The 13,665-nt window shown below is 65.1% G+C and carries 11 protein-coding genes and 1 tRNA gene; 9 read left to right on the top strand and 3 right to left on the bottom strand.

The genetic code is table 11. From position 1 onward, the window contains the following. Positions 1–482 precede the first annotated feature (482 nt). Positions 483–1,559, top strand: coding sequence for a YbhN family protein (locus MJ797_RS08770; RefSeq protein WP_239333554.1), 1,077 nt, complete (start codon positions 483–485; stop codon positions 1,557–1,559). 99 nt (positions 1,560–1,658) lie between these two features. On the opposite strand, the gene MJ797_RS08765 is transcribed toward MJ797_RS08770, so the two are convergent. From MJ797_RS08765 to MJ797_RS08755, 3 genes are all read right to left on the bottom strand, one after another. Continuing rightward, positions 1,659–3,146: a catalase gene (locus MJ797_RS08765; RefSeq protein WP_239333552.1), complete on the bottom strand. Its 1,488-nt coding sequence runs from the start codon at positions 3,144–3,146 to the stop codon at positions 1,659–1,661. 197 nt (positions 3,147–3,343) lie between these two features. Beyond that, a complete protein-coding gene (locus tag MJ797_RS08760) occupies positions 3,344–3,991 on the bottom strand; it encodes a histidine phosphatase family protein (RefSeq protein ID WP_239333551.1) in 648 nt (215 codons plus the stop codon). Positions 3,992–4,047: 56 nt separating this feature from the next. Next, the gene (locus MJ797_RS08755) at positions 4,048–4,443 is read right to left on the bottom strand and encodes a DUF3618 domain-containing protein (RefSeq protein WP_239333604.1); all 396 of its coding nucleotides are present in this window, start codon (positions 4,441–4,443) and stop codon (positions 4,048–4,050) included. A gap of 451 nt (positions 4,444–4,894) precedes the next feature. Between MJ797_RS08755 and MJ797_RS08750 the strand changes: the two genes are divergently transcribed. The 8 genes from MJ797_RS08750 to fxsT form a co-directional block, all read left to right on the top strand. Then, positions 4,895–5,989, top strand: a complete 1,095-nt coding sequence (locus MJ797_RS08750) for an SCO family protein (RefSeq protein WP_239333550.1) — start codon at positions 4,895–4,897, stop codon at positions 5,987–5,989. A gap of 50 nt (positions 5,990–6,039) precedes the next feature. Next, positions 6,040–6,606, top strand: coding sequence for a MauE/DoxX family redox-associated membrane protein (locus tag MJ797_RS08745; protein ID WP_308128298.1), 567 nt, complete (start codon positions 6,040–6,042; stop codon positions 6,604–6,606). After that, the gene (locus tag MJ797_RS08740) at positions 6,603–7,406 is read left to right on the top strand and encodes a thioredoxin domain-containing protein (RefSeq protein ID WP_239333549.1); all 804 of its coding nucleotides are present in this window, start codon (positions 6,603–6,605) and stop codon (positions 7,404–7,406) included. The genes MJ797_RS08745 and MJ797_RS08740 overlap by 4 nt, the downstream gene beginning before the upstream one ends. Positions 7,407–7,551: 145 nt before the next feature. Continuing rightward, positions 7,552–8,736, top strand: coding sequence for a class I SAM-dependent methyltransferase (locus tag MJ797_RS08735; protein ID WP_239333548.1), 1,185 nt, complete (start codon positions 7,552–7,554; stop codon positions 8,734–8,736). A gap of 10 nt (positions 8,737–8,746) precedes the next feature. Beyond that, complete coding sequence (gene bcp / locus MJ797_RS08730; RefSeq protein WP_239333547.1) at positions 8,747–9,235, top strand: thioredoxin-dependent thiol peroxidase; 489 nt, start codon at positions 8,747–8,749, stop codon at positions 9,233–9,235. A gap of 290 nt (positions 9,236–9,525) precedes the next feature. Then, positions 9,526–9,606: transfer RNA gene (locus MJ797_RS08725), tRNA-Leu, on the top strand. After that, complete coding sequence (locus MJ797_RS08720) at positions 9,580–10,407, top strand: site-specific integrase (RefSeq protein ID WP_255738596.1); 828 nt, start codon at positions 9,580–9,582, stop codon at positions 10,405–10,407. The genes MJ797_RS08725 and MJ797_RS08720 overlap by 27 nt, the downstream gene beginning before the upstream one ends. An 833-nt stretch (positions 10,408–11,240) precedes the next feature. Next, on the top strand, positions 11,241–13,665 hold a 2,425-nt coding region (fxsT, locus tag MJ797_RS08715), incomplete at its 3' end, for an FxSxx-COOH system tetratricopeptide repeat protein (RefSeq protein ID WP_308128297.1).

Raw genomic sequence — 13,665 nt, 5'->3', positions numbered from 1 at the left:
ATGAACTTCCGGCGCCGACCACTAAGCACGGTACGGCCGTTCGCCAATGCGCCGAAAGCCGTTTCCGTACCGTCCAGGGTGATTGTTGACGGGACACGCGAATCTGTCGGAGCCTGGCCTTTCGCCAGCCACCGACGGTCCGTTGCCGGATGTTGGGATTTCAGGAAGCAACCGGGTCGCGCAACGGATACACACCGGCCATATGCGTATCATGTCGTGATCTGATCACGATCGGCCAGAGTGACGCATCCCACTCGGGGAACAGCAAAGATGTGGTTTATTTCATGCTATTTCCGGCCAAACCGGCTGCCTGGCCGGTGCGCGGCACGCTGTCCACCGAACCCCTTGAATGAAGGTCCGCGCGCCGGATGTACGTTGTTCAGCATCCGTTATGAATCTCGATCTACCCTGACGCCATGACGCCAGGCTGGATAGCCGCCGAAAAAGCGGGTCCCGCGACAGCGGCTGACGGGACCGCCGTCGTGCTGCCTCCGGTCGCCATTCCCCACCAGCGCATTACCCACCCGCGGGATGCGTCCGGTGCGTGTGCGCTGGACTCGCTTTCGTCGGCGGCGCTGCGGCCGCATTGGCCTCGTGTTCGCGTGGGATGGCCGCGCCAGCCCCGCGCGCTGATCGGGATCGCCATCGCGATCCCGATGGCCCTGCTGCTTGTGACCAGGTTTCGCACCGAGGTAACCGCCAAGCTGTCGAACGTCGCGGCTCCCGCCTGGCCCTGGCTTGTGGTGTGCGGGCTCGCCTCCGCCCTGTTCTTCCTGGCCAACGCGCTGGCCCTACGCGCGGCCAGCGGGCTGCCGCTGCGGCTGCATACGGCGACAGGGGTGCAGCTCGCGGCCGCGGCTGCGAACCGGTTACTACCGGCGGGCCTTGGAGCGATCGCGGTGAACGTGCGCTACCTGGAACGCCAACGGCTCACCCGGTCAGCCGGGCTGGGTGCCGTCGCCGCGGTGAAGGTTGTCGTAGCGCTTGCGCATGTGGCCGGAATCGTGCTTGTCACCGGGCTGGCGAACGGTCCAGGCGCCGGAAACGCGATGAGCGCGCCCGTTGAGATGATCAATCGGCACATGAGTTCCAGGCCGGCCTTCGGGTGCGTCGCGGGCTGCCTGCTTGCCTGCGCCATGCTCGGTGCGCACCCCCGGATCCGGAACCGACTGAAGCCTCCGCTGGCGGCCACCGGCAGGCATCTCCTGCTGCTCGCCCGTTCCCCGCGGCGGACCGCGATCCTGCTCGCCTCCGCCGCCGGCATCAAAACCACCCAGATCGTGGCGTTGGCTTCGTGCGTCTGGGCGTTCAACGGCTCTGGGACGTTGCTGTCCATCGCGACGATCTACCTGATCGGTGCGGCAGTGGCCGGAGCCGTGCCGACGGCGGGCAACGTCGGGGCGCTCGAGCCGGCGCTCGCCCTCGGTCTCACCGCTGTCGGGGGCGACGCCGCGTCCATGCTCGCCGCTGTTCTCGTGTACAGACTGATCAGCTACTGGCTTCCGGTGCTGCCCGGGATGGTGACGCTGACCGCCCTGCGCCGCCGCGACGTACTGTGATCTCCTTTTTATGATCTTCGTACTGTCGCCCCGACCGGGGTTTTCGATGCCTCGCGGCGCTGGCCGCGGGTTGCCGCTGTCGCGGGCGGTGCCGGCAGGTCAGCCGACGCCGAGTCCTTTGGCGACCCGAGCGCCGAGGTCCGGGTCGACGTCACGCCAGTACTCCACGACCCGCCGCTGGACCTCGGGCTGAACATCCTGGGATGCATGCCCGACGATGTTGCTCACCAGATGGTCGCGGTCGGTGTCGGACATCACGTCCCGGTACAGGGCGCCCGCCTGGCCGAAGTCACTGTCGTCACGGTGCGCTGTGTACGCCGACCGCACGAACTCGCCGTCAGCCGCCCACACCGCGTCGTCGGCGTACCGGGCCGTGTCGGCCCTGGGCCCGCCGTAGCTGTTCGGTGCGTACACCGGGTCGCGGGACGGCTCGTAACGCATCGCGCCGTCCTTGTTGTAGGAGTTGACCGGAGATTTCGGGCGATTAATCGGTAGCTGTAGATAATTTGGGCCAATCCGGTGACGATGCGTGTCCGGATAGGAGAACAGCCGGCCAAGCAGCATCTTGTCCGGGCTCGGGCCGATCCCCGGCACCATGTTGGCCGGCTCGAAGGATGCCTGCTCCACTTCGGTAAAGTAGTCGCCGGGGTTACGGTTCAGGACCATACGGCCGATCGTGATCGGCGGATAGTCCGCATGCGGCCAGACCTTGGTCAGGTCAAAGGGGTTGAAACGGTAGGTGGCCGCATCCGCGAACGGCATGAGCTGAATTTCCAGTCGCCAGGACGGATAGTCACCATTGTGGATCGACGACGCGAGATCACGGATATGGCGGTCCGGGTCGATCGCAACCGTTGCCTTCGCCTCGCCGTCGGTGAAGTTGTCGATGCCCTGCTCGGTCTTGAAGTGATACTTCACCCAGAACCGTTCATGCGCCGCGTTCACCCACATGAAGGTGTGGCTGCCGTAACCATTCATATGCCGCCAGGAACGCGGCGTTCCGCGATCGCTCATCAAAATCAGTACCTGGTGAGCCGACTCAGGTGACAGCGTCCAGAAGTCCCACTGCATGTTGTTGTCGCGCAGGTGGGTGTCGGCCCGCCGCTTCTGCGAGCGGATGAAGTCCTGGAACTTGCTCGGGTCACGTACGAAGAAGATCGGTGTGTTGTTGCCGACCAGATCGTAGTTGCCGTCCTCGGTGTAGAACTTGATCGCGAAACCGCGCGGGTCACGGACCGTGTCAGCGCTGCCAAGCTCCCCGGCCACGGTGGAGAACCGGACGAACACGTCGGTGCGCTTGCCCACCTCGGAGAGGAAGGCGGCCCTGGTGTACCTGGTGACCTCCGCGGTCACCTCGAAATAGCCGTGCGCGCCGCCCCCTTTGGCGTGGACAACGCGCTCGGGCACCCGCTCCCGGTTGAACTGCGCCATCTTCTGGAGCAAATAGTGATCTTGAAGCAGCAGCGGGCCATCCGGGCCGACTGACAGCGAATGCTCGTCACTCGGCGCCGGGATCCCCGCGTCCGTCGTTGTCGCACGTGCCGGGTTGACGGGTGCCGGGTTGGCAGGTGGTCGAGACTCCGCCATTGAGGCTCACTCCTGTCCTGTCGTCGCGGCCCTGCCGCTCGACGGGGCCTGCGTGGAGCGACCGGCAACGGGGGGACGCGGCACCGCGGGGCCGCCCCGTTCCTTGATCTACCTTCCTGTTGCCGGGCGCTCGTACGTCGGGGGACGAGGAAGGCCTACCCACCCACGCGGCTTGGAAAGCCACGGAATCCGACGCTCTATGCCGGCTCGTTCAGGCGCAGGACCGCACGTGTCTCGTGCTCATGCCCGAGGATGGACAGCCCGCCGGCATCGAGGACGAAACGGGCACCGAAAGCCGGATCCAGCTCCAGCCAGCGCACGACCAGCACCCGCAGCATGTGGCCATGCCCGACCAGGGCCACATCACCTCGTTCCAGGTACGGCAGGACACGTCCGATCACCCGATCAGCGCGGCTACCGACCTGCGCGGGGGTCTCGCCCCCGGGGGTGGGCCCGCTCCACACCGTCCACCCCGGCACCGATCGGCGGATGTCAGGCGTTGTGACGCCCTCGAACTCTCCGTAGTTCCATTCAACAAGATCATCCCAGTGCTCGAGCCGGGCCACTCCCACGCCGGCACCGGCGGCGTCGGCGGCGTCGGCGCGGCCGGCCGGGTCAGCCACGCGGGTGAGGCCGGCGAGTTCGGCCGTCCGCAGGGCACGCCGCTTCGGGCTCGCCGCGACCAGCAGGAAGGACCAGGGCGCGAGCCTGCCGGCGAGGCGGACGGCCTGCTTCTCCCCGTCCGGGGTAAGCGGCACGTCTGTCACACCGGTGTGCTGGCCGGACCGGCTCCAGGCGGTCTCGCCATGGCGGATCAGCACAAGCCGGCCTGACGGAACAGACACCGGCCCTCCCGCCCATCGCCTCCGGACATCGGGAGATCACACGACGCGCACGGACGTCACCAGGCTCGCCGCCGCCGGCGCCGACGGCGGCCGGCACCGACAACCAGCAGCAGGACGCTCCCCGTTATGATCACGCGATCCCACCGGACGGTGCGTCGCAGGACAAAACGTGATTCGGTGCCGCCCGCCAGAACCTGGCCGTCTCGCGCCTCATCAACGGCGAAAGCCTTCTCGCCATCCCCGTCAAAACCCGCGGTAATCGCATCAGGCCCGGCGAACGTGCCGGAGATCACTTTTTGACGGAGCTCGGTCACCCGGCCCCTGATCTGCTCACCGGTCCGTTCGGCGATCCTTCTGGGACTCACGAGCTCGGCAATCGCGTCCAGAGTCACCGCCAGCTCGGCGCGGGTGTTCTCGATCTGCTGCTGGATGGCAGCCGGGTCCTGCGGCACCGATGTCGCCCTTTCCTCCGCGCGATGACTGCCTACCTGATCTTTGGCCCCGTTGGCCTGGGCACCTCGGAAGACTCGCATGTCTGGCAACACTGGACCACCCGAAAATACCCGTCACCGTGTGAAAACACCGTGACGGCCACGAACGGCCGGACCGACGCCGAGGAACCAGTGGCCGCCCGCGGCACGATCACCGGAAACCGGTGAATCGTGGAGCGGGGCGACGGCTGGCCCGCGGCACTGCCGAGGATCGTGCCAGAACGGGCACAAAAGCGCGAGGCGAAACGGCGGTGGAGCGGCACAGCTCACCAGCCTCGCTGGAGGCGGCCGGAGACTGCCGAAGAGCACGGCCCATGCATCGGTTGTCTACCCTGGTCGGGTGAACTGCCGACAGTGTCCGGGCGAGGAGCGGCCCCGGTGCGCTGTTCGCCCGGCTCTGTCCACGGTGAACGTGGCCTGGCGCGGACCGCTCGGGCAGGGGGCCCGGCTCGCCGTCCCATCCGTCGCGCTGGCGATGCTTGCTCATCTGCCGTCGGCCGGTCTGCCGTCGGCCGGACCGGAAGCAGGCCTTGTACCGAGCTTCTTTGCCATGATCGGCCTGATCGTGATCGTCGCTGGCTGGCGGGCCGCGGGCTGGCGCCCTTGGCTCGACGGCCCCGTGGGATACACGGCGGCGCTCGGGACCCAGGCCGGCCCGCGCGGGCTCCTCAACATTGGCCACGCCGCAAACATCCCGGTCCTCCCCGGTGGGCCGTATGCCCGGGTATTGCGGTTATTGCCCGTTACCGGCCGCCACGGGCGCCCACACCGGCCGGCCCGCCGTCCCGGTCATTGCCGATGTTCGTACGGCTTCCGCTCAGTACGAGGAGTTATGCCACTATCTTTTCACTTCGCGCGTCGTCGACGCCGGCTGCTCGCCACCGTGCCGCTGGCCGCGCTCGTGCTCGTCGCTGCCGGCTGTTCCTCGGGCAGCGAATCAGCAGTCACCATCCTGGATGACTCCGGGGCGTCCAAGGGACTGCGCGGAACCGCGCTCCCTCAGCCGATCGACAAGCCGGCCCTGAATCTGACGGACACCGCCGGAGCCCCGTTCGATCTGCGATCACGGACCGCGGGAAAGGTCACCCTGCTGTTCTTCGGCTACACCCACTGCCCGGATGTCTGCCCGACGACGATGGCCGACATCGCGGCGGCACTCAACGTGGTACCGGCCTCGGTACGCGCGCAGGTGGCGACGGTGTTCGTCACCACCGATCCCGACCGCGACACCGGTGTCGTACTCGATCAATGGCTGAACCAGTTCGACCCGTCCTTCGTGGGCGTCCGAGGCACCCTGGCGCAGGTACACGCGCAGGCGGACGCTCTCGGCATCCCGCTGGAGGAACCGGTCCGCCAGTCGAACGGTATGTATACCGTTACGCATGGTACGCAAGTCATGGCATTCACCAAGGACAACAAAGCCAGCGTCCTGTACCTGGCCGGAACGCAGGTCGCCGACTACGTCCATGACCTGCCGATCCTGGCCGACACCGGAAAGACGACGTGACCCACGGAACAGGTGACCTCGTGACAGGGGAACGGAAAGCGGACAGCCCTGTGAACATTCCGGATGGCGACGTCTCAGGCAGCGCCGCTCCAGAAATGATTATGGCCGTCCGGGCACCGGCCCAGCCCTGGCTCACCGGTCCACGGGTCATACGGGCACTCGCGACCGTCCTGCGATTCGGCCTGGCCGCGCTCTGGCTCGCCGCCGGCATCCTGAAAATCAACGATCCGCAGGGAATGGTGCGTTCGGTCCGGGCCTTCCGCATTCTGCCCGAATCCTTCGTCCATCCGGTTGCCTATGCGGTCCCGTTCGTTGAGATCGCCCTCGGGTTGCTGCTGCTCGTGGGGCTGACCGTGCGGGTTGGTGCTGTCGTGTCCACGCTGCTGCTCGCCACCTACATCGCGGCGATCACAGCCGCGGCGGCACGCGGTCTGCACATTGAGTGCGGCTGTTTCTCCGCTGGCGGCGACCTGACAGCGGGCGCACCCACCCACTACACCGAGGAAATCGTGCGGGACAGCCTGCTCCTGCTCGCAAGTGGCCTGCTGGTGAGCTGGCCGTACAGCGTGCTGGCTCTCGACCGCCTCCTCGACCGACCGTTCCAGGAGAGCTCATGAGCGCCACGTCAGACAAGGGCCGGCAGAAAGACGCCCCGGCCGGACGCCGGCCCGCGGGCCGCGATGAAGCCCGGCGAGAGAAGGCCGCCGCGGCCCGAGCCGCCGAAATCGCGCGCGCCCGGCGGCGCCAACGTATGATCATCGCTTTCGCTGTCGTGGCCGTGCTCGCCCTGGTCGGCGTGATCGGCTTTGTCATCCAGAACAGCCGAGCGGTATCAACGCCTGTCATGGTGCCGGCGAACGCGACCGGCAGCGACAACGGAATCGTCGTCGGAAAAGCAGCCGCCGCGGTCACCGTCGATTTCTACGAAGACTTTCAGTGCCCTGTCTGTGAAAATCTCGAGACATCGCTTGGCGGCACCATCCAGCAAATGATCGACAGCGGGAAAATCAGGGCTGTCTACCACATGATGTCGTTTCTCGGGCCGGAGTCCGTCCGGGCCGCGAATGCCGGCGCTGCCGCCGCCCAGGAGAACAAGTTCAAAGAATACCATGACATTCTCTACGCCAATCAGCCACGCGAGCGGACCGGCGGTTTCACCAACGCCACATTGATCGAACTCGGCGACAGGGTCGGGCTGACTTCCCCGGCATTCACCGGCGCGGTGAACAACGGCACGTACAAAGGCTATGTCGCGAAGGTGGAGGACAACGCGTCCAAGCACGGTGTGACCGGCACCCCGACCGTGTTCGTCAATGGCAGCGAGCTTGCCGCGCAGGCCCTGACACCGCAGGGCTTCACCGACGCGGTGGCCGCTGCCGGCGGCGGCAGCGGCGGTAACGCCACACCCACCGGATAGTCCCCCGCGGGCGCGCGCAAAACCACCAACGCACCCGTGGGAGCGCCCGGCAACACAGGTACAGCGCACCGCGTTCTGCTGTGTCCTCCCGCGGCGCTCGGGCACGATACGGCAGGACGCGGCGACACGAGGTGAGATAACGGCTATGGACGCCGCGCAGTGGGACCGTCGGCACACCGGAGCCGGCCTGGTGTGGACCGCCGAGCCGAACCCGATCGTGATCGAACAGCTCGCCGGCCTGCGCCCGGGCCGCGCCCTCGATCTGGCCTGCGGGGTCGGCCGCAACGCCGTCTGGCTTGCCTCGCAGGGCTGGCGGGTCACCGGCCTGGACTTCTCGGAAGTCGCGATCCGCAAGGCGCGGGAGCTCTCCCGCCGATTCGACGTGACACCAGAGTGGATCAAAGCCGATGTCCTGGAATGGACGCCAAGGCCCATGTCATACAATCTTGTTACTATCTGCTATCTTCATCTTCCGCCTGGTGAACGGCGCACGATCCTGTATGACGCGATGAAAGCAGTCATTCCAGGTGGGACGCTGCTGGTGCTCGGGCACGATCGCGCCACCCTCACCCTCGAACGCGGCGACGGCCGCAAGCCCGGCGGACCGGCTGATCCCGGAAGCCTGCTCGACCCCGACGAGCTGCTGGACGCCGACGAACTGCTGACGGAACTGGCTGACGGCCCGCCCCTGCGAATCAGTCGAGCTGGCCGCGTACCGCACCCGATCAACCCGGACGACCGGCAGCAAACGGTGATCGACACGCTGGTGGTGGGCATCCGGCCCGGCCCGGCGACCACCCATCCAGCGCTCGTCAAGCCACTGCCAGGACTGATGGCCGCCGGCAGATCCGCATCACGATCGCTGTCGGTGTCGGTCGGCGGGTTCGTCGTCGTCCACCGGATGCCCCACGTGGCCGAGCTGCGCCGGCTGCGCACCGCTGGCGGTCTGTCCGACCCCGGCCCCGAAGCCGCCGCGGACGCCATTGACGGCAGCCTCGCCGGACTGTGCGTTGAGGCCGCGCACGAACCGGGCCGCGCGGTCGGCTGCGGCCGCATCGTCGGGGACGGCCGTACCTTCCTGGTCATCATGGACGTCGCGATCGACCCCATGGTGTTCGCCGACGCCGACGCTGATGCCGACGTCGACCTGTCCGTTCTGATTATGAATGAGCTACGCAGATGGGCCGCCAGCCAGGTTGATCCGACCTCGTTCGTCGGTGTCGCGACGGCGGCGGGGGTCGAGCCGCTCGCCATCCGTCACGCAACGGCGGAGCACTCACTTCCCGGGGAGCAGGCGAGCGGGTTTGCGACAGGGCGGGCGTCCGACTAGCTTTCCGACCATGACCGAGACCGCCCCAGTTGCCCGTCTCACTCCCGGTGACGCCGCCCCGGACTTCACCCTGCCCGACGCCGACGGCAACAACGTCCCCCTCACCGCCTACCGGGGGAGACGGGTGATCGTGTACTTCTACCCGGCGGCCTCCACGCCCGGGTGCACCAAGCAGGCCTGCGACTTCCGGGACAGCCTCATCCAGCTGAACAACGCCGGCATCGACGTGCTCGGCGTCTCGCCGGACAAGCCGGCGAAGCTGGCGAAGTTCCGTGACAACGAGAAGCTCACGTTCCCGCTGCTGTCCGACCCGGACCGCGCGGTGCTCACGGCCTACGGCGCCTACGGCGAGAAGACCCTGTACGGCAAGAAAACCCTCGGCGTGATCCGCTCGACCTTTGTGGTGGACGCCGACGGAAAGATTGAAAAGGCGCTGTACAACGTCCGGGCGACCGGCCACGTCGCCAAGCTCATCCGCGATCTCGAGCTGGCCGGTTGACCCTGCCCGCGGCCGCGGGAGGCCCGTCCACACCCGCCGGAGTTACCCGGCAACCAAGCCGGAGGTCCCTGGCCGTAGGACGGCTGGGCGGGCAGGCTGGATGTGGGAGGCCGTCAGGCGCATCGCCAGTCCCTGGCCGCCTCCCACGCCCTGTCTCCGGTGGCCGCGATCCACGGGTGGGACTGCGGCCACCGGCGGCGCCCACCGGGACTCCCCGCGGCGCATCCTCTCCTGCGTACGGGAAAACCGGTGGACGGACAGCGGCCGCCAATCGCTACTGTGGTACCTGCGCGGGAGTGGCGGAATGGCAGACGCAGCAGACTTAGGATCTGCCGCCTTCGGGCGTGGGGGTTCAAGTCCCCCCTCCCGCACAACCTTGTCTACCAGGCGTTTTGCAACTTTATAGATCGCCAAGCGCGGTCTGTCGGTCGTCGCGTGGACTGGGTTCGGGGACTGGCGCCGATCTGTGGATCGAGGAGAACCCGGCCGAACGAGCCCGTCTCCCTCGCTCCCACCCCGTCGAACCGGAGCCCCCGTCGCCGACGGAGGTCGCGAAGTTGCTGACGACGGCGTGGGAGCTCGACTCGCCGTTGGCGGTGTTCTTGTGGCTGGTTGTCACCGCTGGCGCTCGGCGCGGCGAGCTCCGCGAACTGCGCTGGAACAACCTCGACGTGGGCGGCGGCACGATGCGCGTAGCCCAGAACTACGCCGTCCGCGGCGGGCAGAAGCTGCACAAGGCGACGAAGACCCACCAGAAGCGCACCCTCGCGCTGGACGACGTCACCTGCCAGCTCCTCACCGAGGAACGCGATGCCGTCCGCGCCTGCCTCGCGGCCATCGACGTTCAGCTGCCGGATGACGCGTTCGTGTTCTCGCACGACCCGGCCGTGGGCACGCCCTGGAACCCAGATTCGGTCACCCACCGTGTGGCGATTGTGGCTGAGAAGGCTGGCGTCAAGGCGACTGTCAAGTCGTTCAGGCACTACAACGCTGCCCAGCTCCTGGCGGCTGGTGTCGACCTACGGACGACTGCCGGACGGCTTGGCCATGGTTCAGGCGGGGCGACGACCCTGCGCATCTACGCCCACCGGACCAGTGAAGCGGATCGCCGCGCTGCTGCCGTCCTGACCGCCGGGCTCCCGGCCCGTCCAAAGGCAGCCAAGGCATCCTGACGCTCCTCTGCCTGTCGCCGTTTCCAGCGGCAGGACCGGGGTCGCGAAACGCCGTCTGTGGTCAGATCCCCATCTCGGTCATGCCGTCATGTCGGCCATTACTACGGCGCAGTCTTGCTGATCGATGGCTTCACCCGTGCTTGAGCGTGATCGAGGAAGACGGATATCCGTCTGCCCGTCGATGGGGCACCTACCTCATGGTAGGCACGCAGAGTCACGCCGCAAGCCGGTAGCCGGTCCTCTTCCGCTCCAATGCCAGCATATGATCATGGGGTTTCTCTTCAAATCCATCCGTTTTCCCAGACGACCGGCAACAACCCCCCGCAACCCCCCGCAAATGGCTAGAAGTCCCTGTGCTGCAACGGTTTTCGCTGCGGGGGGTTACCCTCCGCAGATTTCTGATCTTGCGGGGGGTTGTGCGGCACTGCGGGGGGTCTTCAGGCCAACCACCCGCACCAGTCTCCGCAGGTGGGAGGCAGTTTTTCGGCCTCTGCCGGGGGTTGCGGGGGGTGTTTCGCCTCGCTCACGCACCACCCACCGAAAACAGAAGAAAGACTCTGGCGTACATCTGATAGTAGCGGAACGCAATCGCCGACGGACGGGTGCCGGTCGGCCGTCCAATTGGTCAAGCCGGGCAGCTCGGCGTCGACCCGAAGCTCGACGATTCACGGCGTGATAGATAAAAATCATATTATATCGGGTAAAACGGATATTCAGGCAGCTGCTCACGTTGAGTCACCGCAGAATGCGCACCAGAGTCGGAAGTTGACAGTCCCGCCACACCACGCGAACCGCAACCCTCAGCGCACCGCCTGAATGATTACCCTAGAACTGTGACCGACGACGGCTCCCGCCCGCACGACTGGGACTTCTTCGTCTCGTACACGCGAGTCGATCGCGAGTGGGCCGAGTGGGTGGCCTGGCAGCTTACGGAAGCGGGATACCGAGTTCTGATTCAGTCGGATATCGTAGCGGGGATGCATTGGGCGGAACGCATGGCGGCGGGGATAGCTCGATCAGTCCGCACTGTCTCGATCGTTTCCCAAGACTACCTGGCCTCGGAAACGTGTGCGGAGGAATGGCAAGCAGCATGGCGTGGCGACCTTCAGGGGAAGGATCGGCGACTGCTTCCGGTGCGGGTAGTGGAGTTTATTCTTCCGCCGCCGTTCGATGGTATCATTTATACAGACCTGTTTGGGATTGGAGAGGAAGAAGCATCTTCTCGGTTGGCAGCGATGACGAAGTCAGCTGCATCCGGAAGAAACCAACCGGATGCACCGCCATCCTTCCCTGGTAAGGTTACGGAAGGGACAGAAAAACCGCCGTTTCCAGGTGCCTTGCGGTCCCGTGGCGATTCGGAATCGGGTTCTCTGCCGGCAATATGGAGAGCGCCGCCGCAGCTAGCAACGTTCAGTGGCCGTGAGGATTTAATTGCCGAGATTCGTGGTCAGCTTGCGCAGGAGCGCACGTTGGCCGTTACCGCCTTACACGGTCTAGGCGGAGTAGGCAAGAGCCAACTTGCGGTGGAATACATCTATCGTCACGCCACGGAGTACGCTCTCGTATGGTGGGTCGATGCCGAGCAGACAGCAGTGTTAGCTGAGCAAATCGCTGCGCTGGCTCCCCGGCTAAATCTACCCGTCAGTGGAGTGACCATCGATGATGCAGACGCCGTGCGAGATGCCCTACGCCGGGATCGATCCTGGCTGTTGATTTTCGATAATGCCGAGGATCCCATGGCAGTACGGCGCTGGCTCCCAGGTGGAGCAGGGCATGTGCTCATCACGTCACGTACACCAACCTGGGCAGCTCTCGCCACTTCAGTCTACGTGGATGTACTGAGCCCGGAAGAGGCAGTGCAGTTTCTACATAGCCGTATCTCCGAACTGGACCACCGTCTCGCCTATGAGATTGCAACCGAGTTGGGTCGACTACCGCTTGCGCTCGAGCAGGCCGCCGCATACCTGGAGCAGACCCGAATTCCTCCCGAAGTTTACTTACGTAGGTTTCGAGCTCGCCGCGGTCAGATGCTTACAAAGGGCGTTGACCTAGCTTATGGCGGGACTGTCGACACTGCCTGGTCGCTGGCCTTGGACCGGTTGCGCGACGTTGCGCCTGCCGCCGTGTTTCTTCTTGAGCTTGCTTCTCTCTGTAGTCCTGCCCCTATTCCGCTCGGGCTGTTCGCAGACCACACGGATCAGCTGCCGTCTCCGCTCGGCCCGGTACTCTCCGACAGCCCGGACCCCGCGGCTGAACTCGATGAGATTATCGGCGCGCTCCTACAGTACAGCCTAGTCCGCCGTACCGATGGAAGCATTCAGGTCCACCGTCTCGTCCAAGCTGTGGTTCGCTACCGTCATTCTGACGGTCGATATCAAAAGAGGGCGGATTCAAGTAGTCAGTGCATCGATAATGATCGCCTTGGGCATGCGGATTCTCACCATTTGACGGTATTGGTGAAGCTATTTGTCAATCATCTTCCTGCCGATTTGCAGAACCCAAACTCTTGGCCACACTGGCGTCCGTTTCTTCCGCATATCCTAGCTGTGCTGGGGACAGCCGACGGACAAGCGGTCGCACCTTCACCGAGTCTTGTATGGCTGTATGATCACGCGGCTCTGTATCTTCAGTATCTTGGTCAGTTTCGCGACGCATGGCCACTCTTTGAGCGCGCACTCGCAATAGGTGAGGTGAGCTATGAACCCGATGAGCCCGACTTCGCAAGCCTACTAGGTCATGTTGCCCGGGCACTCCAGGATTTAGGTCGACCGAAGGACGCTCGCATTCTGTTTGAACGTGCTTTGACGATTACCGAGGATATTTATGGTCCCACCCATATAGAGGTCGCCAGCGATCTTAGTAATCTTGGTGCGGTACTCCAGGATCTAGGCCATCTGAATAAAGCAGCCCACGTCTTCGAGCGGGCCTTAGAAATCTGCCAGGCCACATATGGATCTAACCACTCAGAAGTCGCCCGCTATATGGACAATCTTGCTGGCGTACTTCACGATCTCGGCCGTTTGCAGGACGCACATTCTATGATCCAACGCGCTTGCTGCATCGCTGAATCCACTCTTGACTCGAATCATCCTGCTGTAGCGACCAATCTAAGCAACCTCGCTCGTACACTACAAGACCTCGGTCGGCCGAATGAAGCCCGGCCGTTATTTGAACGAGCGCTGGCGATCGCTGAAGATACATATGGTCGAAAACACAACGTCGTAGCTACCCGCCTACGTAACCTCGCTGGCGTACTAC

This window comes from Protofrankia sp. CiP3, from assembly GCF_917627345.1.
Taxonomy (GTDB): domain Bacteria; phylum Actinomycetota; class Actinomycetes; order Frankiales; family Frankiaceae; genus Protofrankia.
Note: the sequence above shows the minus strand (reverse complement) of the source record. Positions and strands in the feature narration are given on the sequence as shown.

Bases quoted from the DNA above. Each gene is read 5' to 3' on its own strand.
- MJ797_RS08765 (WP_239333552.1), bottom strand. From the start codon at position 3,146: ATGGCGGAGTCTCGACCACCTGCCAACCCGGCACCCGTCAACCCGGCA.
- MJ797_RS08740 (WP_239333549.1), top strand. From the start codon at position 6,603: ATGAGCGCCACGTCAGACAAGGGCCGGCAGAAAGACGCCCCGGCCGGA.
- MJ797_RS08735 (WP_239333548.1), top strand. From the start codon at position 7,552: ATGGACGCCGCGCAGTGGGACCGTCGGCACACCGGAGCCGGCCTGGTG.
- bcp (WP_239333547.1), top strand. From the start codon at position 8,747: ATGACCGAGACCGCCCCAGTTGCCCGTCTCACTCCCGGTGACGCCGCC.